Annotated in this window: 17 protein-coding genes, 1 tRNA gene and 1 pseudogene; 10 read left to right on the forward strand and 9 right to left on the reverse strand. The window is 71.8% G+C overall.

Annotated features, from left to right (window positions below):
- Nucleotides 1-75: 75 nt before the first annotated feature.
- The 4 genes from J1792_RS03180 to J1792_RS03195 all read left to right on the forward strand — a co-directional run bounded on the left by J1792_RS03180 (nt 76) and on the right by J1792_RS03195 (nt 4,592).
- Entirely contained in the window at nt 76-720 is a 645-nt protein-coding gene (locus J1792_RS03180; protein ID WP_242645615.1) for a ScbR family autoregulator-binding transcription factor, read from the forward strand.
- A 168-nt stretch (nt 721-888) separates the two neighbouring features.
- On the forward strand, nt 889-1,773 hold the full coding sequence (locus tag J1792_RS03185; RefSeq protein ID WP_307842891.1) for a sensor histidine kinase: 885 nt from the start codon (nt 889-891) through the stop codon (nt 1,771-1,773).
- 192 nt (nt 1,774-1,965) lie between these two features.
- The gene (locus J1792_RS03190) at nt 1,966-3,033 is read left to right on the forward strand and encodes an alkene reductase (protein WP_086566523.1); all 1,068 of its coding nucleotides are present in this window, start codon (nt 1,966-1,968) and stop codon (nt 3,031-3,033) included.
- 92 nt (nt 3,034-3,125) lie between these two features.
- Nucleotides 3,126-4,592: a multicopper oxidase family protein gene (locus J1792_RS03195; RefSeq protein ID WP_207246634.1), complete on the forward strand. Its 1,467-nt coding sequence runs from the start codon at nt 3,126-3,128 to the stop codon at nt 4,590-4,592.
- Nucleotides 4,593-4,763: 171 nt separating this feature from the next.
- On the opposite strand, the pseudogene J1792_RS03200 reads toward J1792_RS03195, so the two are convergent.
- Nucleotides 4,764-5,824 (reverse strand): annotated as a pseudogene (locus J1792_RS03200) (alkene reductase).
- A gap of 85 nt (nt 5,825-5,909) precedes the next feature.
- Here J1792_RS03200 and J1792_RS03205 point away from each other — a divergent pair.
- Nucleotides 5,910-6,425, forward strand: a complete 516-nt coding sequence (locus J1792_RS03205) for a MarR family winged helix-turn-helix transcriptional regulator (protein WP_307842892.1) — start codon at nt 5,910-5,912, stop codon at nt 6,423-6,425.
- A 108-nt stretch (nt 6,426-6,533) separates the two neighbouring features.
- On the opposite strand, the gene J1792_RS03210 is transcribed toward J1792_RS03205, so the two are convergent.
- From J1792_RS03210 to galU, 7 genes are all read right to left on the reverse strand, one after another.
- Nucleotides 6,534-6,607, reverse strand: a tRNA-Ala gene (locus J1792_RS03210).
- A gap of 71 nt (nt 6,608-6,678) precedes the next feature.
- The gene (gene sepX, locus J1792_RS03215) at nt 6,679-7,755 is read right to left on the reverse strand and encodes a divisome protein SepX/GlpR (protein ID WP_207246636.1); all 1,077 of its coding nucleotides are present in this window, start codon (nt 7,753-7,755) and stop codon (nt 6,679-6,681) included.
- Nucleotides 7,756-7,901: 146 nt separating this feature from the next.
- Complete coding sequence (locus J1792_RS03220) at nt 7,902-8,516, reverse strand: GNAT family N-acetyltransferase (RefSeq protein WP_207246637.1); 615 nt, start codon at nt 8,514-8,516, stop codon at nt 7,902-7,904.
- A gap of 67 nt (nt 8,517-8,583) precedes the next feature.
- Nucleotides 8,584-9,078 (reverse strand): MogA/MoaB family molybdenum cofactor biosynthesis protein, encoded by a 495-nt coding sequence (locus J1792_RS03225; RefSeq protein ID WP_086572019.1) that lies wholly within the window; start codon nt 9,076-9,078, stop codon nt 8,584-8,586.
- The gene (moaC, locus tag J1792_RS03230; protein WP_207246638.1) at nt 9,063-9,545 is read right to left on the reverse strand and encodes a cyclic pyranopterin monophosphate synthase MoaC; all 483 of its coding nucleotides are present in this window, start codon (nt 9,543-9,545) and stop codon (nt 9,063-9,065) included. Before moaC ends, J1792_RS03225 begins: the two co-directional genes overlap by 16 nt.
- A 64-nt stretch (nt 9,546-9,609) precedes the next feature.
- The gene (glp, locus tag J1792_RS03235; protein WP_086572016.1) at nt 9,610-10,950 is read right to left on the reverse strand and encodes a molybdotransferase-like divisome protein Glp; all 1,341 of its coding nucleotides are present in this window, start codon (nt 10,948-10,950) and stop codon (nt 9,610-9,612) included.
- Nucleotides 10,951-10,954: 4 nt separating this feature from the next.
- Nucleotides 10,955-11,857: a UTP--glucose-1-phosphate uridylyltransferase GalU gene (galU, locus tag J1792_RS03240; protein ID WP_086572014.1), complete on the reverse strand. Its 903-nt coding sequence runs from the start codon at nt 11,855-11,857 to the stop codon at nt 10,955-10,957.
- Between the two features lie 81 nt (nt 11,858-11,938).
- Between galU and J1792_RS03245 the strand changes: the two genes are divergently transcribed.
- A complete protein-coding gene (locus J1792_RS03245) occupies nt 11,939-12,550 on the forward strand; it encodes a 5-formyltetrahydrofolate cyclo-ligase (RefSeq protein WP_086572012.1) in 612 nt (203 codons plus the stop codon).
- A 12-nt stretch (nt 12,551-12,562) separates the two neighbouring features.
- On the opposite strand, the gene J1792_RS03250 is transcribed toward J1792_RS03245, so the two are convergent.
- Nucleotides 12,563-15,493 (reverse strand): penicillin acylase family protein, encoded by a 2,931-nt coding sequence (locus tag J1792_RS03250; protein ID WP_086572009.1) that lies wholly within the window; start codon nt 15,491-15,493, stop codon nt 12,563-12,565.
- 247 nt (nt 15,494-15,740) lie between these two features.
- Between J1792_RS03250 and J1792_RS03255 the strand changes: the two genes are divergently transcribed.
- From J1792_RS03255 to J1792_RS03270, 4 genes are all read left to right on the forward strand, one after another.
- Nucleotides 15,741-17,291: a potassium/proton antiporter gene (locus tag J1792_RS03255; RefSeq protein WP_242645618.1), complete on the forward strand. Its 1,551-nt coding sequence runs from the start codon at nt 15,741-15,743 to the stop codon at nt 17,289-17,291.
- A 243-nt stretch (nt 17,292-17,534) separates the two neighbouring features.
- Nucleotides 17,535-18,815 (forward strand): MFS transporter, encoded by a 1,281-nt coding sequence (locus tag J1792_RS03260; RefSeq protein WP_086572008.1) that lies wholly within the window; start codon nt 17,535-17,537, stop codon nt 18,813-18,815.
- Nucleotides 18,816-18,881: 66 nt separating this feature from the next.
- Nucleotides 18,882-19,214, forward strand: coding sequence for an FmdB family zinc ribbon protein (locus tag J1792_RS03265; protein WP_086572006.1), 333 nt, complete (start codon nt 18,882-18,884; stop codon nt 19,212-19,214).
- Between the two features lie 108 nt (nt 19,215-19,322).
- Nucleotides 19,323-20,180 (forward strand): S-methyl-5'-thioadenosine phosphorylase, encoded by an 858-nt coding sequence (locus tag J1792_RS03270; RefSeq protein WP_086572004.1) that lies wholly within the window; start codon nt 19,323-19,325, stop codon nt 20,178-20,180.
- Nucleotides 20,181-20,403: the final 223 nt, after the last annotated feature.

Below are 20,403 nucleotides of genomic sequence, written 5' to 3' on the forward strand. Positions count from 1 at the left end.
GCCGACCGACGCCCGCCGGCGCGGAGAACGCCCGCAACGGTGCGGGCCGACCGGAAACGGAGCCTGTCAGTGGCCATGCAGGATCGGGCTGCCCGCACCCGTCGCGAGCTGATCCGTTGCGCCGCCGCCGCGTTCGAGCAGCACGGCTTCGCCCGCACGACCCTCAATGACGTCTGCCGCCGCGCCGGAGTGAGCAGCGGCGCCCTGCACTTCCACTTCGACAACAAGGAGGCGCTCGCCGACGCCGTGGAGGCCGAGGCCTCGGCCGCGCTGCACCGAGCCGGCGAGATGGCCAGGGTACGCCCTTCGGGCGCGCTGCAGGCGCTCGTCGACGCCTCGCACTCACTGGCCGCCGTGCTGCGCGAGGACTCGGTGGTACGGGCCGGGTTCCGGCTCAGCTACGACACCACGCGCACGAACGGCCTTCCGCTGAGCGAGCGTTGGCACTCCTGTGTGCGCACGCTGCTGGCTGCGGCGCGCGACGAGGGAGCCCTGGCCGGCGGCGTCCCGATGCGCGACGCCGCCGTGGCGGTCACGGGCGTCACCGTGGGCCTCGCGGTCCTCAGCCACCGGGACCGGAGGTGGGCCGGCCAGACCTCGCTGACCGGATTCTGGCGGCTGATGCTGCCTCAGCTGGCCTGCCCGAAGGCCGGGGTGCGGCCCACTCCGGTGCACACCGCGAGCGCCGCGCCATCCCGGGCCGGCGGCGGCGCGGAGTAACCGCCGTACGGACCGGGCGAGCCCGCGGGTGCCGGATCGATCACACTTGAACGTCGTTGACAAACCGCCTCCTCGGTTTGTTAGCTTCCAGGGCCGCTAGCGCGACAGGTACAGCGCTTTCGCCGCCCGGCGAGGGCGTCCACCACACGCATGTGCAAGGAGACGCTGGTGGGTGCCTCTTCTGTCACCACAAGCAGCCCCGAAACCTCCAACTCCCTCGGCCTGGCACGCCTGGAGGCCATGGTGGGCCAGGGATTCACCCGGGCCCTGCAGGCCGGCCTCAGCCGCTCCCAGTACGCCCGCAACCGGGCCACCGCCTACGCGACGCACCACGGCGCGGGCGGCGACGCCGCACGTGAGGACCGCCCGCCCTCCAGGCACGCCCTCGCCTACGCTGCCTCCGGCCCGCTGACCCTGCCGTACGAACCCGGCGGCGCCGACCCGGACGCCTCCTGGCGCGCGGGCCGCCGCCTGGCCCGCGGCCTGCACGACGAGCTGGGCACCACGTTGTCCCTCGTGGCGCACCACATGGAGCGCTACGACAGCGGGCCGGGCGACCCCGCCGATCTCGAGGCCGCCCGTGCGGCGCTGCGGGAGGCCATCAAGCTGACCGAGCACGCGGTGGACGGCCTCCACCACGCCACCGCCGTCCCCGCGCTGGTCCCGGCGCTGCGCGAGTTCGCCGAGACCACCGCGCCCGCCGGAGTGCGTTTCGAGATCTCCGCCACCGGCAAGGAGACGCTCGTCTCCGACGTCTGCCGGCGGGAGCTGTTCCTCGGCATCCGCGAGGCGCTGCGCAACAGCTTCACGCACTCCGGGGCGGACGAGGTGGCGGTCTCCCTGCGCTTCACCCGCCTCTACGTGTACGCCCGCGTGGAGGACGACGGCCGGGGCTTCGACGCCGAGGCGCCGCTTGTGCCCGGCCGCCCCGCGCGGGGCCTGCGCTCGATGCGCGAGCGCCTGGAGGACCTGGGCGGGCGGCTGACCATCCGCGGGCCCGGTGAGGGCGGCACCCGCCTGGAGATCCACCTGCCCATCCGCCCCCGCTCCTAGGCGGCCTCCCGGGGGCCCTCCGAAAGCGAGTGGAGTCCCTCCGATTCGGCCCGGACCAGGGGGTCCGACGCGGGCCCGAGGGCGGCACCCGCGGTTTTCCAGCTGTGCTCAAGCGTCCCTGGAGCAACTCCGGACACGCTGTGCCCCGCACCTCGTGCGATCCCCTTGTTCACTACGTCCTGGGAGTTCTCCATGACCACTGCGTTTGATCCGATCGATGTTGCCGGTATGCGGCTTGCGAACCGCATCGCGATGGCACCGATGACGCGTAGCCGTGCCGGGGCGGGCGGGATCGCGACCGACCTGATGGTGGAGTACTACTCCCAGCGTGCGAGCGCGGGTCTGATCATCACCGAGGGCGTGCAGCCGTCCGTGGTGGGCCAGGGCTACCCCTGGACCCCGGGCCTGCACAGCGACGAGCAGATCGCTTCCTGGCGCAAGGTCACCGACGCGGTCCACGCCAAGGGCGGCCGGATCTTCGCGCAGATCATGCACACCGGCCGGGTCGGCCACCCCGTGCTCCTGCCCGAGGGCATGACCCCGGTCGCCCCGTCCGCGATCGCGGCCCAGGGCCAGGTCTTCACGGCCGAGGGCATGAAGGAGTTCATCACCCCGCGCGAGCTGACCGAGGACGAGATCCTCGCCACGGTCACCGACTTCGTCACCGCGTCCCGCAACGCGATCGAGGCCGGCTTCGACGGTGTCGAGCTCCACGGCGCGAACGGTTACCTGATCCACCAGTTCCTCGCCCCGAACTCCAACCACCGCACCGACCGGTGGGGCGGCAGCGTGGAGAACCGCATCCGCTTCGCCGTCGAGGTCGTGCGCGCGGTCGTCGCCGAGATCGGCGCGGACAAGACCGGCCTGCGGATCTCGCCCTCGAACGCCCTGAACACCATCGAGGAGCCGGAGCCCGCCCCGGTCTACACCGCCCTGGTCGACGCGATCGAGCCGCTCGGACTGGCCTACCTCCACATCCTGGAGTCCACCGACATCCGCGAGCTCACCCTCGACCTGCGCAAGCGCTTCACGGGCACCCTGATCCTCAACGCCCTCACCGAAGGCCCCACCGGCCCGGACGCCCTCCACCTCATCGAGGACGGCATCACCGACGTCCTCTCCTACGGCTTCCTCTTCGTCGCCAACCCCGACCTCCCCGCCCGCCTCAAGGCCGGAGGCCCCTTCAACACCCCCGACCCCACCACCCTCTACGGCGGCGACGCCAAGGGCTACACCGACTACCCCACCCTCGCTCAGTAGCCCGCGCCACACCCCTAACAGCGGCCACGCCTGCCCAGTCCGGCGTGGCCGCGCCCACATCCTCGGCCCTTTTCTCGCCCCTGGGGGGAACCATGATCCAACGCAGATCCTTCCTCAAGGCCGGCGCGGTGGTCTCGGGCGCCATCGGCGGCGCCGGGCTGCTGGTGCCCGCGCTGAGCCCCACGGCCACGGCCGCGGCCACGGACCTCGACCCGACGACGATCCCGCAGTTCCAGCAGAAGATGCCGGTGCCGCCGGTCCTGAAGCCGACGTCCGTCTCGGGGACGACGAGCTACTACGACGTCACGATGAAGGAGGCCAACGCCCAGATCCTGCCCGGGAAGCTGACCCGGGTACGGGCGTACAACGGCGTCTTCCCCGGCCCCGTGATCAAGGCGGAGTCCGGGCAGCGGGTCGTGGTCCGGCAGACCAACGCGCTGGGCGTCCCGGTCTCGGTGCACCTGCACGGCGCCCACGTCCCCGAGTCCAGCGACGGCTCGCCGATGGACGTCCTCGCGCCGGGCGGCGGTACGAAGACCTACACGTACCCCAACGACCAGCCGCACGCGAACCTGTGGTTCCACGACCACGCGCACCACGAGGAGTCGGAGAACGTCTTCCGCGGCCTCACCGGCTTCTACCTCCTGACGGACAGCGTCGAGAAGAACCTCAACCTGCCGTCCGGCAGCTACGACGTGCCCATCGCCATCCGCGACGCCCGCTTCCACGACGCCGGGCAGTTCGCCTACACCATGGGCGACATCGCGGGCCGCACGGTGATCCTGGCCAACGGCAAGCCGTGGCCGTACTTCGAGGTGGCGGCGCGCAAGTACCGCTTCCGCCTCTACAACACCGCCAACGTGCGGTTCTTCACCCTCAAGCTGTCCGACGGCTCCCCGTTCACGCAGATCGGCACGGACGGCGGCCTGCTGGAGAAGCCGTACACGACGACCTCGCTGGCGCTGTCCCCGGGCGAGCGCGCCGACATCGTCATCGACTTCTCCAAGTACCCGGTGGGCACCACCCTCGTGGTGGAGAACACCGAGCCCGGCCCGCCCGGCACCCCGATGGACCTCGTCGGCAAGGTGATGCAGTTCCGCGTGACCCGTACGGCCACGGACACCAGCACCGTCCCGGCGACCCTGCGCACGCTGCCGGCGCTGCCGGCCGCCACGGTGCAGCGGAACATCGAGCTGCTGATGGACGAGACCGGCGGCGAGCACGCCCAGGCGTACATCAACGGCAAGATCTACGAGATGGACCGGATCGACACCGAGATCCAGTACGGCGCCACGGAGATCTGGACCGTCCACAACGCCAACGCCCGCGCGCCGCACAACTTCCACATGCACCTGGTGCAGTTCCGGGTGCTGGAGCGCAACGGCCAGCCGGTCGTCTCCGGCAACGACAGCGGTCTGAAGGACACGGTCAGCGTCAAGGCCGGCGAGACGGTCAAGATTCAGGCGACCTTCACCGGTTACCGGGGCACCTACGTCTACCACTGCCACATGTTCGACCACGCGGCGATGGGAATGATGGCGAACTTCCGCGTCGTGTGACGCGCCCGCGCATCTTCGCGTCGTGTGACGTCCTCGTGTGACGACGAGGACGTCCGACGCACAGGGCGCCGGGCGTCCTGGTCGCCCGGCGTCCTGTTCCCTCACCCCTCCGCGCCTCCGCCGCTCTTCGACAGCGGGGAGGCGCGGAGGGGTCCGCCGTTTCGCGTGGGGTCAGAGGGTGGGGTAGTCGGTGTAGCCCTTGGCGTCGCCGCCGTAGAGGGTGGTGGGGTCGGGGGTGTTGAAGGGCCTCCGGCCTTGAGGCGGGCGGGGAGGTCGGGGTTGGCGACGAAGAGGAAGCCGTAGGAGAGGACGTCGGTGATGCCGTCCTCGATGAGGTGGAGGGCGTCCGGGCCGGTGGGGCCTTCGGTGAGGGCGTTGAGGATCAGGGTGCCCGTGAAGCGCTTGCGCAGGTCGAGGGTGAGCTCGCGGATGTCGGTGGACTCCAGGATGTGGAGGTAGGCCAGTCCGAGCGGCTCGATCGCGTCGACCAGGGCGGTGTAGACCGGGGCGGGCTCCGGCTCCTCGATGGTGTTCAGGGCGTTCGAGGGCGAGATCCGCAGGCCGGTCTTGTCCGCGCCGATCTCGGCGACGACCGCGCGCACGACCTCGACGGCGAAGCGGATGCGGTTCTCCACGCTGCCGCCCCACCGGTCGGTGCGGTGGTTGGAGTTCGGGGCGAGGAACTGGTGGATCAGGTAACCGTTCGCGCCGTGGAGCTCGACACCGTCGAAGCCGGCCTCGATCGCGTTGCGGGACGCGGTGACGAAGTCGGTGACCGTGGCGAGGATCTCGTCCTCGGTCAGCTCGCGCGGGGTGACGAACTCCTTCATGCCCTCGGCCGTGAAGACCTGGCCCTGGGCCGCGATCGCGGACGGGGCGACCGGGGTCATGCCCTCGGGCAGGAGCACGGGGTGGCCGACCCGGCCGGTGTGCATGATCTGCGCGAAGATCCGGCCGCCCTTGGCGTGGACCGCGTCGGTGACCTTGCGCCAGGAAGCGATCTGCTCGTCGCTGTGCAGGCCCGGGGTCCAGGGGTAGCCCTGGCCCACCACGGACGGCTGCACGCCCTCGGTGATGATCAGACCCGCGCTCGCACGCTGGGAGTAGTACTCCACCATCAGGTCGGTCGCGATCCCGCCCGCCCCGGCACGGCTACGCGTCATCGGTGCCATCGCGATGCGGTTCGCAAGCCGCATACCGGCAACATCGATCGGATCAAACGCAGTGGTCATAGCTGTCCCCTCCACAAGTTATTGGCCAGCCAAGTAATCGGGCCGGGAGCCACTGTAGCCCATTACTTGGCCAGCCAACATAATGGTGGGGAACCATTCCCCGGCGAAGGAAGCACCTCATGCCCGGCCCCACCCCGCAGAGCGGCACAGCCGCCTCCCCGCCCCCTCCGCACGCCCCGCGTGCGGCGGCCAGGTCAGCCACGCCCTCGCCCGCGTCGCCCGGTCCCACCGCACCACGGCCGGGCACCTGCTGCGGCGCCTCGGGCTCTACCCGGGGCAGGAGCTGCTGATGATGCGTCTGTGGGAGGCCGGCCCGCAGCGCCAGTCCGAACTGATCAAACTGATGGAGCTCGACCCCTCCACCGTGACCCGCATGGTCCAGCGGCTGGAGCAGGCCGGGCTGATCAGCCGCTGCGCCCACCCCGGCGACCGCCGGGCCGTCCTCATCGAGACCACCCCGGCGGGCGAGGCGCTGCGCGAGGAGGTGGAGCAGGTGTGGCGGGACCTCGAGGAGCGTACGGTCGCGGGCCTCACCGAGGCCGACCGCGCCGAGCTGTCCCGGCTGCTGTCCCTCCTGGAACGCAACCTCGCCACCGGCTGAGCCCGTTGCGCCCGCCCCGCGCGAACCCGCGCGGGCCCGCCGGGCGCTGTGGGATCCCGGGCATGCGAAAGCCCCCGTCGGATTCCCGACGGGGGCTTTCATGTGCGGTGGACCTGAGGGGATTCGAACCCCTGACCCCCTCGATGCGAACGAGGTGCGCTACCGGACTGCGCCACAGGCCCTTGCAACGAGTGGAACTCTAGCACTTCCATCCGGGTGCTCGGAAATCCGCTCCCCCGCGACTCCCCGCTGGTCAACGCCGGGGCCGGTCCGGGATCCGATCATCGTTGGCGGCGCGGGGGCGGTCGTCGTCGGCGTACTGGTCGAAGAGCGGCGTGCGGCCGCGCTCGCGGCGGGGGCGGCGGGAGCGGGCGGGGCGGCGCTCCTCGGCGGCGGGCTTGCGGTCGGAGGACGGCTCCACGGTGCTGGAGCGGGCCGAGCTCCAGGCGTCCGCGCCGGCGCCGGTGGCGCGCGGGGCGACCGGCGCCGAGACGTACGTGGGCAGCGGCACGGGCACGGGCTCCCAGCCCTCGCCGGTGCCGCGGTCACGCTGCTGGTCGACCCACTCGGCGTGGTCGGTCTGCTCGACCAGCGCGCGGCGGCCCGCGCTGTGGGCGGACATCGCCGGCGGCGCGGGAACCTGGTGGTGGACAACGGTGTCAGCGGCGGCCGGGTCGCTCTCGGGCGCCGCCGCGTGAGGGCGGGCACGGCCCTCACGCAGCCGCTGGGCGGCCTGTTCGGCGCGGCGCTGGTCCATGGTGAAGGCGAACCGGCGGCGCTCCTGGAGCCTCAGGTAGACGATGTACGCGCTGAGCAGCGCCGCGGGCCCCGCCGGAGCCCACAGGAACGCCAGCCCGCCGACGCCCGCGACGACCGCGCCGAGGGTGAAGGCGAGGAAGAGCAGCACCGTGGTGCGCCGGCGCCGGGCGAGGACCTTGGAGCGGCGGGCCCGCTCGGCGGCGCTCTGGGCGGCGGCGCTCTGGGCGGCCGGGCTCGCGGGGGCGGCCGGCCGGTCCGGCTCCGCGCCGGACGCGGGCGCGCCGAAGGACCGGACGGCGACCGGGTCGGTCGCGGCGTCCGGCTCGGGCGCGCCGGGCTCGGACCCCGTGGGGTCCTCCGGCGCCGGGGCGTCGCCGGAGGCGCGCCCCTCGAGGTCCTTGGCGTAACGGCGCTCCATGCCCGCCCGTCCGGACAGAAGCCGGATGGCTGTGCTGAAGCGTTCCGTCGGACGGGCTTCATTGAGCTCGTCCTGCCTACGGAGCCACATCGGCACCAAGTAGGCGGCCCAGGCCCCGACGATGACTGCGTAGATCAGGCCGCTGCTGCTCACCCTTCACACGGTAGAGGGGGACGCGCGGGGGATTCCGCCAATTGGCGCGGTGTGTCGCACGATCCGGCTGATATCTCGAACTTTTTTTGTGATTGTTGAGACCGGAACCCTACGAATACCGTCAATTGACAGTCGATTTCGAACGTTTATTTTATTTCCGGGGAGCGCCGGTGCCACCTGGCCACCAGCCCCTCCGGGACCTCGTCGGCGGTCAGCGCGTAGACCAGGTGGTCGCGCCAGGCGCCGTCGATGTGGAGATACCCCGGGCGCAGCCCCTCCTCACGGAATCCGAGTTTCTCCACCACCCGGCGACTGGGCAGGTTCTCCGGCCGGATGCACACCTCGACGCGGTGCAGTCCGACGCGGTGGAAGCAGTGGTCCACCACCAGCGCCACGGCCGTCGGCATCACGCCCCGGCCCGCCACGGCCTCGTCCACCCAGTAGCCGACGTGGGCCGAGCACATGGAGCCCCAGGTGATCCCCGCCACGGTCAGCTGGCCCACCAGCCGGCCGCGGTACTCGATCACGAACGGCAGCATGCGCCCGGCGTGCGCCTCGGCGCGCAGATGCCGGACCATCTGCCGGTACGTGGGCCGTCGCGCCGGGGGCACGCCGGGCGGCGGCGGGGGGATCGTGGCCTCCCAGGGGCGCAGCCAGTCCCGGTTGCGCTGGTTGACCTCGCGCCACGCCCGCTGGTCGCGCACCTTTATCGGGCGCAGGGCCACATCGCCGTCCATCAGCGTCACCGGCCAGAAGTTCATGCGCTCACCCGCCCGACACCGCTCACACGCTCACCCCGGTCACCGGCCGGTCGCTCGGGCCGGACGCTCATGCGGAGGGGCGGGAGTGGTCACCGCCGTGGATCTGCTCCACCGCGTGCACCAGCAGGCGCTCCAGCACGGCCAGCCCGTCGCGCACCCCGCCGGTCGAACCGGGCAGGTTCACGATCAGTGTGCGCCCCGCGACCCCGGCCAGGCCCCGCGAGAGCGCCGCCGTGGGGACCTTCGCCAGCCCCTCGGCCCGCAGGGCCTCGGGGATGCCCGGGATCTCGTAGTCGAGGACGCGCCGCGTCGCCTCGGGGGTGCGGTCGGTGGGCGAGATGCCCGTACCGCCTGTGGTCAGCACCACGTCGTACGCGCCCGCCACCGCCTCGCGCAGGGCGGCCTCGACGGGGTCGCCGTCGGGCACGACGCGCGGGCCGTCGACGGCGAAGCCCATGGCCGTGAGCCCCTCCGCCAGCAGCGGGCCCCCCTTGTCGGCGTACACGCCCGCGGCCGCCCGGTTCGACGCCGTCACGACGAGCGCTCTCACCCGCGGCTCCACTTCCCGGACTTCCCGCCCGTCTTCTCCTCGACGCGGACGTCGGTGACGACCGCGCCCTTGTCCACGGCCTTGACCATGTCGACCACGGTCAGCGCGGCGACGGAGACCGCCGTCAGCGCCTCCATCTCCACGCCCGTGCGGTCCGTCGTCCTCACGGTGGCGAGGATCTCGACGGCGTCGTCGGCGACCGCGAGGTCGACCGTGACGCCGGACAGGGCGAGCGGGTGGCACAGCGGGATCAGCTCGGGGGTGCGCTTGGCGCCCATGATCCCGGCGATGCGGGCGGTGGCGAGGGCGTCGCCCTTGGGCATGCCCTCGCCGCGCAGCAGTTCCACGACGCGGGGGGAGACGAGCACCCGGCCGCTCGCGCGGGCGGTGCGCGCGGTGACCTCCTTGGCGGAGACGTCGACCATGCGGGCCGCGCCCGTGTCGTCGAGGTGGGTGAGATGCTCCTGGGCGCTGCTCATCGTTCTCCCGGTCCGGGCCCCTGTGGTGCCTGTGGGCAGCCACCGTACCCGGCGGGGCGGGCCGTCAGTCGAGAAGGACCACGTCCACTTCGGCGCCCGCCGCCAGCGAGGTGACGTTCTCGGGCACGACGATCAGGGCGTTGGCGTCGGCGAGCGCCTTGACCAGGTGGGAGCCCGCTCCCCCGACCGTGGTCACCCGGCCGTCGGCGTAGTGGCCGCGCAGGTACTGCCGGCGTCCCCGGGGCGAGGAGGCGACGCCCTGCGGGCACACCGCGCGCACGGTCCGGCGGTCGCCGAAGGGCGGGAGGCCCATGAGCGCCCGGACGGCGGGCCGTACGAAGAGCTCGAAGGAGACGTACGCGCTGACGGGGTTGCCCGGCAGGGCGAACAGCGGGGTGCGGTCGGGGCCGATGCGGCCGAAGCCCTGGGGCTTGCCGGGCTGCATGGCCAGGCGGCGGAAGGAGACCCTGCCCTCCTCGGCGGTCAGCCCGGAGAGGGCCTCCTTGACCACGTCGTACGCGCCGACGCTCACTCCCCCGCTGGTGACGACCGCGTCGGCGCGCACCAGCTGGTCGTCCAGCGTGGACCGCAGGGTGGCGGGCTCGTCGTCGACGGCGCCGACGCGGTACGCGATGGCACCGGCGTCGCGGGCGCAGGCGGTGAGCATGAAGCTGTTGGAGTCGTGGATCCGCCCGGCGGTCAGGGCCTCGCCGGGCGGGACGAGCTCGCTGCCGGTGGACACCACGACGACGCGGGGGCGGGGGCGTACGGTCACGGACGCGCGGCCGATGGCGGCGAGGAGGCCGATCTGGGAGGGGCCGAGGACCGTGCCCGCGCGGACGGCGATCTCGCCGGCGCCGACGTCGCTGCCGCGGTCGCGGATGTGGGCGCGGGCGGCGGCGGGGCGGTGGACCCGCACCTCGCCGAGGCCGGGGCCGTCGCCGTCCGCGGCGGGCCGCCCGGCGGTCATCGCGTCGGCCCGGCCGCCGCCCGTGCCGCCGTCGGTCCATTCGACCGGCACGACGGCCTCGGCGCCGGGCGGCACCGGGGCGCCGGTCATGATGCGCACGGCCTCGCCGGGGCCGACGGCGGGCAGCTCGCCGCTGCCCGCCGCGATGTCGCCGACGATCGTGAGCACCGCGGGGAATTCCTCGCTCGCCCCTTCGACGTCGGCGACCCGGACGGCGTAGCCGTCCATGGAGCTGTTGTCGAAGGGTGGCAGGGCGGCGGGGACGGTGACGTCCTCCACCAGCACGCAGCCCTGGGCGTCGAGCAGTTGCAGCTCGATGGGCTCCAGCGGGCGGAGCTTCCCGAGGATGTCGTCGAGGTGCTCGTCCACCGACCAGAGACGGTCCGTGTCCGCGGTCGTGGCGGGGGGCGTGCCCGTGCCCGTGCTGGTGCTCAAAGCGCTACATCTCCTCGGTGACGTAACTGCGGAGCCAGGCCCGGAAGTCCGGCCCCAGGTCTTCCCGTTCGCATGCCAGTCTGACAATGGCACGCAGGTAGTCACCACGGTCGCCGGTGTCGTAGCGGCGGCCCTTGAAGACCACGCCGTGCACGGGTCCGCCGAGGCCCGGCTCGGCGGCCAGCGCCTGGAGGGCGTCGGTGAGCTGGATCTCGCCGCCGCGGCCCGGCTCGGTCTCGCGGAGCACGTCGAAGACGGCCGGGTCGAGGACGTAGCGGCCGATGACGGCGTAGTTGCTCGGCGCCTCCTCGGGGTCGGGCTTCTCGACCAGGCCGGTGATCTCGACGACGCCCTCGGTGTCGGTGGGCTTGACGGCCGCGCAGCCGTAGAGGCCGATCTGGGCGGGGTCGACCTCCATGAGGGCGATCACGCTGCCGCCGTGCAGCCGCTGGATGTCGACCATGTGGGACAGCAGCGGGTCGCGGGCGTCGATCAGGTCGTCGCCGAGCAGGACGGCGAAGGGCTCGTCGCCGACGTGCGGGGCGGCGCACAGCACGGCGTGGCCCAGGCCCCGGGGGTCGCCCTGGCGGACGTAGTGCATGGTCGCCAGGTCGCTGGACTCCTGGACCCTCGCGAGCCGGGACGCGTCGCCCTTGCGGCGCAGCATCTCCTCGAGCTCGTAATTGCGGTCGAAATGATCCTCAAGCGGCCGCTTGTTCCGTCCGGTGATCATGAGCACGTCGGACAGGCCCGCGTGCACCGCCTCTTCCACCACATACTGGATCGCCGGCTTGTCGACCACCGGGAGCATCTCCTTGGGGGTGGCCTTGGTGGCCGGGAGAAAGCGGGTTCCGAGCCCGGCGGCAGGGATGACAGCCTTGCTGATCCGAGGGCGCGATTGAGTCATGAGCCGAACACTATCCGTTGCGTTTGGGCGGAAGATGTTACTCCGCCGAGTATGACCTGAGGCGAGGAGTTTGTACGAACAATGATCGAAGCCAATGCGTTTCCAGGCCCTCCCCAGCCTAGTAAAAGCGGGTTGCGGCGCTCCCTCCTGGCCGTGAGATCCGGGTTGACCTCGGATGACATCGCGGCGGCCGAGGCCGCTCTGGCGCGCCGGGCGCTGGAGCTGCCCGAGCTCGCCGGGGCGCGGACGGTGGCCGCCTATGTCTCGGTGGGGAGCGAGCCGGGCACCCGCGCCCTGCTGGACGCGCTGCGCGCGCGGGGCGTGCGCGTCCTGCTGCCGGTCCTGCTGCCCGACAACGACCTCGACTGGGCGCCCTACCGGGGCGCGGACCGTCTCGTGCGCGCCTCCAAGGGCCTGCTGGAGCCCGACGGCGAGCGGCTGGGCCCCGACGCGGTCACCGGCGCCGACGCCGTGCTGCTGCCGGGGCTGGCGGTGGACGACCGCGGCCTGCGGCTGGGCCGGGGCGGCGGTTCGTACGACCGGGTGCTGGCCCGCCTGGAGCGGGCCGGGGCCGACCCGGCGCGCGTGGTCCTCCTCTACGACGACGAGGTGGTCGCGCGGGTCCCGGAGGAACCGCACGACCACCCCGTGCACGCGGTGGTCACCCCTGGCGGGGTGCGCCGCTTCGGCTAGCGCCGAGGCCGGCTACGGCTTGAGCGTGAGCGTCGCGTCGCCCGACTTCTTCACCGCGTCCGGGCTGAAGGCCCACGGCAGCAGCTCGCCCTTGGCCCACTTGTCCGTCTGGTCGTAGTAGTGGGCGTTGTAGGCGTGGCCGGAGGCACCGGTGAGGTTGATCCAGCGGGACTTGTCGAGGTCGTCGAGGTTGACGACCATCCGCATGGACGGCACCCAGATCACGTCGTAGCCGCCCGCCGCGTTCCAGCCCGCGGCGTTGACCGCGGCCTCGCCGCCGGCGAGGTTCCAGGGCCCCCGGTTGAGCATCCACTTCACGATGCCGGGGCCCTCCTTGCCGAGGGTCTGGTTCTTGAGGTTCAGCTGGTGCAGCCGGCCCCAGCTCCAGGACGTGACGTCCTTGCCGAGCTTGGAGGTGAGCTCCCAGCGCGCGTCCTTCATGGCGCGCTCCAGCAGCTCGTCGCGGTTCTTGGCGCCCGGGTTGGTGCGGGTGCCGCTGGTCTTCCACCAGGAGTCCTCAGGCTTGTCGAGGATGCTGCGGACGACCTCGAACCAGCGGTCGCCGCCGTCCGGCTGGGCGTTGTCCGGCTCGCGCTCGCCGCACTCCAGGACCAGGCGGGTGTTGCCGTCCAGGTCCTCCTGCGGACGCGAGTCGTCCGCCGGCCGCACCCGCAGGCACTGGTCCTTGACCCGCAGCTCCTTGGGGAGCTTGTTGCCGAAGGCCAGCTTGAGGGTGTTGCGCCAGACGGCGTTGAAGTACGCGGCGGCGGCCGAGTCGGCCTCCTGGTTGTAGTCCCAGTCCTTGAGCAGCTTCTGGGCCTCGCGGACGTACTTCGTCTCGCGCTCGTTGGCGCCCTTGACGTCGATCTTCAGCAGGTAGGGCGTCAGCAGCTTGGCGATCTCGCTGCTGTTGTCCAGCTGCATCTTCTGCATGTCGTCCGTCGAGATCTTCCCGCCGTCCTTGATCTTCGACTGGATGAGCTCGTTGATCCGCTGGCTGCGGGCGCCGTAGCCCCAGTCCTGCGTGAGGAGGTAGGGGTACTTCTTGTCGGCGACGGCCTGGTTGGCGGTGACGATGTAGCCGCGCTCGGGGTTGTAGTCGTACGGCAGCGCGGACTGCGGGATCCAGCCGGTCCACTGGTAGGCCGGGTCCCAGCCGGGGGCCGGGAGGCGGCCGTCGGGGGCCGCGGCCTGGGCGTCGGTCTTGCCGTCGGTCTTCGCCTCGTCCTTGGCGTCGATCCGGCCGTCGCCGTTGGTGTCGGTCCGGGCGGTCGTGCCGTTGGCACCGGTCTGGCCGGTCTGGCCGGTCGCCTGGTCCTCGCCCTTGGCCTCACCCTTGGCCTCGCCCGCCTTGCCGCGGACCGGGATGCGGCCCGGGGCCTGGTAACCGATGTTGCCCTTGGTGTCGGCGTAGATCAGGTTCTGCGAGGGGACGTCGAAGTCGGCGGCCGCCTTGCGGAAGGACTGGAAGTCGTTCGCCTTGTTCAGCGCGAACAGGCCGTCCATGGTCTTGCCCGCGTCCAGCGCGGTCCAGCGCAGCGCGACGGCGTAGCCGTCGGCGCGGTCGGGGGCCGGGTCCTTGACGGGCGCCTTCGCGCCGACCTTGACGAGCTCGTCGTTGCGGTCGGAGACGATCGGGCCGTTGTTGGTCTCGCGGACGGTGATCTCGCGGCTCTTCTCGCCCGCGACCTTGATGGTCTCCTTGCGGGTGACGAACGGCTTCTGCTTGCCGTCGTAGAGGTAGGAGTCGGCGGTGACCTTCTCCAGGTAGAGGTCGGAGACGTCCGCGCCCAGGTTGGTCATGCCCCAGGCGATGTCCTTGTTGTGGCCGATTATCACGCCCGGCATGCCGGAGAAGCTGTAGCCGGCGACGTCGTACGGGCACTGGGCGCCGGTCTTGGTGCAGTGCAGGCCCACCTGGTACCAGAGCGAGGGCATCTGCGGCGCGAGGTGCGGGTCGTTGGCCAGCAGCGGCTTGCCGGTGGTCGTGTACTTGCCGGAGACCACCCACGAGTTGGAGCCGATGCCGTTGCCGTTCGGGCCGAGCAGCGCCGGGACCTTCTCCAGGGTGCTCGACAGCGAGGACAGGCTGGAGCGCAGCCCGCCGGCCGCGGCGCCGCCGCCGGTCGTGGCGTTCTGACCTGCGCCGGCCTGTGTGCCGGTGCCCGCGGCGCCCTTCGGGTCGTACGTCTTCGTGGCGGTATCGACCGTTCCGCCCTCGGTGATCGGCTTGTTCCGGTCGTACGGGTACGCCGGGTACAGCTGCTCGATCTGCTTCGGGCTCAGCCGGGAGGAGGCCAGCGAGCGGTCGATCTCCTCCTGCATGTTGCCGCGCAGGTCCCAGGCCATGGCCTTGAGCCAGGCGACCGAGTCGACCGGGGTCCAGGCCTCGGGCTTGTAGTCGTTCTCGAACTCCAGGGCCGCGTACTCGACGGAGAGCGACTTGCCCTTGTGGTCCTTGAGGTAGGCGTTGACTCCGTCGGAATACGCCTGGAGGTGCTTCTTGGTGGCCGGCGACAGCTTGGTGTCGTACTCCTGCTGCGCGACCCGGCGCCAGCCCATGGTGCGCAGGAAGGCGTCGGTCTCGACCTGGCCGGAGCCGAACATCTCGGAGAGCCGTCCCGCCGTCAGATGGCGGCGGACGTCCATCTCCCAGAACCGGTCCTGCGCCTGGACGAAGCCCTGGGCGCGGAAGAGGTCCTCGGCGTTGTCCGCGTAGATCTGGGGGATGCCGTGGTCGTCCCGGACGACCTTCACCTCGCCCGACAAACCCTTGAGCTTCAGGGTGCCGTCCGTCGTGGGGAAGGAGGCGCGCACGGTACTGACACTCCAGTACGCGCCGAAGGCGACGCCCGCCACGAGCAGCAGCACGAATGTGATCACGAGCAGGCGGGCGCGTCGCCCCTTCTTCTTCTTGCCGGGGCCGTTCTTGTTGGCGGGCATCGCTGTCCTTAGAGGGGCAGGTGGTCCTGGAATGCTGGAAGCAACCATAGGCGCAGGGCGGGGAAGGCCCCGACGCGGAGTCGCCTCCCACGCCCGGTCCCCTGCCCGGCCCGGGGACCTCCCCGTCGCGACCGCGTCAAGAACCCGTAAAATATTAGATTAGGAAACGAACTTCCCATCGGCTGGTGAAACGTTCCGGTCGGTCGGCGGAAGAGACCGTGTCAAAACCTCGTGAAGGGACCGGCCCCTGACTGTCCACCACCTCAACGAACTCCTGCTGCTCTGCTCGCTCGTCCTGCTCGTCGCGGTGGCGGCGGTCCGCATCTCCTCGCGCAGCGGGCTTCCCAGCCTGCTCATCTACCTGGGGATAGGCGTCGCCATCGGGCAGGACGGCATAGGCATCTCCTTCAATGACGTCGGCCTCACCCAGGTCATCGGCTACGCCGCCCTGGTCGTGATCCTCGCCGAGGGCGGCCTCGGCACCAAGTGGCAGGAGATCAAGCCCGCCCTGCCGGCCGCCGCCGTGCTCTCCACCTTCGGCGTCGCGGTGAGCGTCGGCGTCACCGCGGCCGCCGCGCACTACCTGGCCGGCATCGACTGGCGCCAGGCCCTGATCATCGGCGCCGTCGTGTCCTCCACGGACGCCGCGGCCGTCTTCTCCGTCCTGCGCAACGTCCCGCTGCCCGGCCGGCTCACCGGTGTCCTGGAGGCCGAGTCCGGCTTCAACGACGCCCCCGTCGTCATCCTCGTCGTCGCCTTCTCGGCCGCCGGCCCGGTCGACCACTGGTACGTCCTGCTCGGCAGGATCGCCCTGGAACTGGCGATCGGCGCGGCCGTCGGCCTCGCGATCGGCACGCTGGGCGCCTACGGGCTGCGACACGTCGCCCTCCCCGCCTCCGGCCTCTACCCCATCGCCGTGATGGCCATCGCCGTCACCGCCTACGCGGGCGGCGCGCTCGCCCACGGCTCCGGCTTCCTGGCCGTCTACCTCGCCGCGCTGATCCTCGGCAACGCCCGGCTGCCGCACTGGCCGGCCACCCGCGGCTTCGCCGAGGGGCTCGGCTGGATCGCCCAGATCGGCATGTTCGTCCTGCTCGGCCTGCTGGTCACCCCGCACGAGCTGTTCGACGACATCATCCCCGCGCTCATGGTCGGCCTGGTGCTGACCATGGTGGCCCGGCCCGTGTCCGTCTTCCTGAGCACGGCGCCGTTCCGTACGCCCTGGCAGGAGAAGGTGCTGCTGTCCTGGGCGGGACTCCGCGGGGCCGTACCGATCGTCCTGGCCACCATCCCCATGGTGGCCGGGGTCCAGGACAGCCGCCGGATCTTCAACATCGTCTTCGTGCTGGTGATCGTCTACACCCTGGTGCAGGGCCCGACCCTGCCCTGGCTGGCGAGCCGGCTCCGGCTCGGCGACAACGAGGCGGAGGACCTGGGCATCGAGTCCGCGCCGCTGGAGCGGCTGCGCGGGCACCTGCTGTCCGTGGCCATCCCCGAGGGCTCGAAGATGCACGGCGTCGAGGTCTCCGAGCTGCGCCTGCCCCCGGGCGCCGCCGTCACCCTGGTCGTCCGCGACGACGCCAGCTTCGTGCCGGGGCCCACGACCGTCCTGCGCAAGGGCGACGAGCTGATGGTCGTGGCCACCGACCCGGTGCGCGACGCCACCGAGCGACGGCTGCGGGCGGTCGGCGAGGGCGGCAAGCTGGCCGGCTGGCTGGGCGCGGGAAACGTGGTGGGCGATGCGGTCGCGAAGCCCAAAGCAAAGTGGGGTCTGGTAAAGAGGAAGTCAGTTAAGTAAGCTATCCGCTTATTCACGTGCGTAACGGGAGTTTCGTTACGCACCGTGTCTGACCTTCACACCGAACCAACTCTGCCTGATGCAGGGCTGGCGCGACCGCACGGCGGCCGCGGTCGCGTGGCCCCTGGTGCCACAAGGCGGCCGGATAGGCATCTACCACGGTCCTGCGCGAGAGGACAGCTCTCGGCGCGCTCCGTGCGACACCCGTCCGGAGCGCGCTACCAGGCAGCGGAAAGGCCGGCCGTGGCATCCACGGTCAACGACTCCGCCGGGGCCCGCCCCGGATACGGACAGCTGCTGCGCACCCGCGGCGCCTGGACGTTCCTGCTCCCCGGCTTCCTGGCCCGGCAGCCCTTCGCGATGCTGACCATCGGCATCCTGCTGCTGGTCAACGACACCACCGGCTCGTACGGCACCGCCGGCACCGTCTCGGCGACCGCCGGCGTGGCCATGGCGCTCTTCGCGCCGCAGAGCGGCAAGCTCGCGGACCGCTTCGGCCAGGCCGCGGTGCTGATCCCCGGCGTCGTCGTGCACGCCGCCGCGATCTCGCTGCTGACGGTGCTCGCGCTGTCGCACGCGCCCCTGTGGGCGCTGCTGGCGGCCGCCGTGCCGGCCGGCGCCTCGACCCCGCAGATCGGGCCGATGGTGCGGGCCCGGTGGGCGAACAAGCTCGAGGGCTCGCCGCTGATGTCCACGGCGGCGGCCTTCGAGTCCGTCACCGACGAGTTCACCTTCGTGATCGGCCCGGTGCTGGCCACCGCGCTGTGCACCGGCGTCCACCCGGCCGCCGGCCTGGTCGCGGAGGCCGTGCTGACCCTGGCCGGCGGCCTGCTCTTCGCCACGCAGCGGCGTACGCAGCCGCAGCCGAGCCGCTCGGCGGCCGGCGCGGCGGACGGCAAGCGCGCCTCCGCGCTGTCCGTGCCCGGCGTGCGGGTGCTGGCGGTCGTCATGCTCGGCATCGGCACCGTCTTCGGCGGCATGCAGGTGTCGATGACGGCCTTCACCAAGGAGCTGGGCGAGCCCGGCCTGAACGGTCTGATGTACGGCGCGTTCGCGGCCGGAAACATGATCGCCGGCATCGTCTGCGGCCTCGTGGCGTGGAAGTCCAGCCCGCAGCGCCGGCTGCTGACGGCCTTCCCGCTGCTGGTGCTGGCCACCTCCCCGCTGTGGGCCGCGGACTCCATGGTGCTGCTGGGTGCCGTGGGCATGCTGGTGGGCCTGTGCATCGCGCCCTCGCTGATCACCGGCTACACGCTGGTGGAGAAGCTGGTCCCGGCGAGCGCCCGCACCGAGGCGTTCACCTGGCTGACGGGCGCCGTCGGCCTGGGCCAGGCGGCCGGCGCGACCGTGGGCGGACGGCTGATCGACGCCCATGGCGCGAGCACCGGTTTCCTGGTGCCGCTGGTCGGCACGGCCATCGCCCTGGTGGTGCTGTTCACGCTGCGCAAGGCCCTGACCCCTCGGTCGGAGTCGGTCGTCGCGGCACGTGGGGTCGGTCACCGTCAGCCCGTTTCGGTGGACTGACGGACCGGAATACTGCACTATTGAGCATCGTTAGCACTCATTGAGTGAGAGTGCCAGGAGGAGCAAGTGCCGACTTACCAGTACCAGTGCACCGAGTGCGGGGAAGGCCTCGAGGCGGTGCAGAAGTTCACCGACGACGCCTTGACCGTATGCCCGCAGTGCGACGGCCGCCTGAAGAAGGTGTTCTCGGCGGTAGGCATCGTCTTCAAGGGCTCCGGCTTCTACCGGAACGACAGCCGCGGCTCGTCGTCCAGCAGCAGCCCGGCCACGAAGTCGTCGACGTCCACGTCGACCGGCTCGTCGTCCGCGTCGCCCTCCGCGTCGTCCTCTGCGTCGAAGAGCACCTCCTCCGCGCCCGCCGCGTCATCGGGCTCGAGCAGCAGCAGCTCGGCCGCCTGACGCGCAGCCTCACGTATGCACCGGAGCCCGTCGCCCCCACTGGGGGGCGACGGGCTTCGTCGTATGTCCAGCCGGGGCCGGGCGGGGCGGTCCCGCTAGGGTGACCGCATGGCCGACACGATCAGCGCATCAGCAGGCACGGCGGAGATAGGCGTCATCGGGGGATCGGGGTTCTACTCCTTCCTCGAGGACGTGACCGAGATCACGATGGAGACGCCCTACGGGGCGCCGAGCGACTCGCTCTTCCTCGGCGAACTGGCCGGCCGGAAGGTCGCCTTCCTCCCCCGCCACGGCCGCACCCACACCGTTCCGCCGCACCGCATCAACTACCGCGCCAACCTCTGGGCCCTGCGCTCGCTCGGCGTGCGCCAGGTGCTGGGGCCGTGCGCGGTGGGCGGGCTGCGCGAGGAGTACGGGCCGGGGACGCTGCTCGTGCCGGACCAGCTGGTCGACCGCACCAAGGCCCGCACGCAGACCTTCTTCGACGGGACGCCGCTGGCCGACGGCACGGTCCCCGAGGTCGTCCACATGACCTTCGCCGACCCCTACTGCCCGGTGGGGCGCGCGGTGGCGCTGGGCGCGGCGCGCGGGCGCGACTGGGAGCCGGTGGACGGCGGGACGATGGTGGTGATCGAGGGCCCGCGCTTCTCGACCCGCGCCGAGTCGCTCTGGCACGCGGCGCAGGGCTGGTCGGTGGTCGGCATGACCGGGCACCCGGAGGCCGTCCTCGCCCGCGAGCTGGGCCTCTGCTACACCTCGCTGTCGCTGGTCACGGACCTGGACGCGGGGGCCGAGACGGGCGAAGGCGTCACCCACGAGGACGTGCTGCGGGTCTTCGGCGAGAACGTGGCACGGCTGCGCGAGGTGCTCTTCGACGCGGTGGCGGCGCTGCCGAAGACCGAGGACCGCGACTGCCTGTGCACCCGCGCCCACGACGGCTGGGACCTGGGGATCGAGCTGCCGTAACCGGCCGGGGCCGCGTGGGGTGATGCCTGCGTCACCCCCACACGGGGCACGGGGTTTTCCACAACCGGGCGGTAGTCCACAGGCCCGGGCGGGGTCCGGGAAAAGCCGGGATCGTGAGGAGCGCCGAGAACGCGCTCGCGCTCCTCACGAAAGGCGGTGGCCCGGCATGCCTGCTCCCACTCCCCCTCCCCCTCTGTCCCCTTCTCCGCTTCCCCCTCCGCCT

Source organism: Streptomyces triculaminicus (assembly GCF_017349075.1).
Lineage (GTDB): Bacteria > Actinomycetota > Actinomycetes > Streptomycetales > Streptomycetaceae > Streptomyces > Streptomyces triculaminicus.

Coding starts and splice junctions, on each gene's coding strand:
- moaC (WP_207246638.1), bottom strand. CDS start 9,545: ATGAGCAGCGCCCAGGAGCATCTCACCCACCTCGACGACACGGGCGCG.
- galU (WP_086572014.1), bottom strand. CDS start 11,857: ATGACTCAATCGCGCCCTCGGATCAGCAAGGCTGTCATCCCTGCCGCC.
- J1792_RS03220 (WP_207246637.1), bottom strand. CDS start 8,516: ATGAACTTCTGGCCGGTGACGCTGATGGACGGCGATGTGGCCCTGCGC.
- J1792_RS03245 (WP_086572012.1), top strand. CDS start 11,939: ATGATCGAAGCCAATGCGTTTCCAGGCCCTCCCCAGCCTAGTAAAAGC.
- J1792_RS03270 (WP_086572004.1), top strand. CDS start 19,323: ATGGCCGACACGATCAGCGCATCAGCAGGCACGGCGGAGATAGGCGTC.
- J1792_RS03180 (WP_242645615.1), top strand. CDS start 76: ATGCAGGATCGGGCTGCCCGCACCCGTCGCGAGCTGATCCGTTGCGCC.
- J1792_RS03195 (WP_207246634.1), top strand. CDS start 3,126: ATGATCCAACGCAGATCCTTCCTCAAGGCCGGCGCGGTGGTCTCGGGC.
- J1792_RS03190 (WP_086566523.1), top strand. CDS start 1,966: ATGACCACTGCGTTTGATCCGATCGATGTTGCCGGTATGCGGCTTGCG.
- J1792_RS03250 (WP_086572009.1), bottom strand. CDS start 15,493: ATGCCCGCCAACAAGAACGGCCCCGGCAAGAAGAAGAAGGGGCGACGC.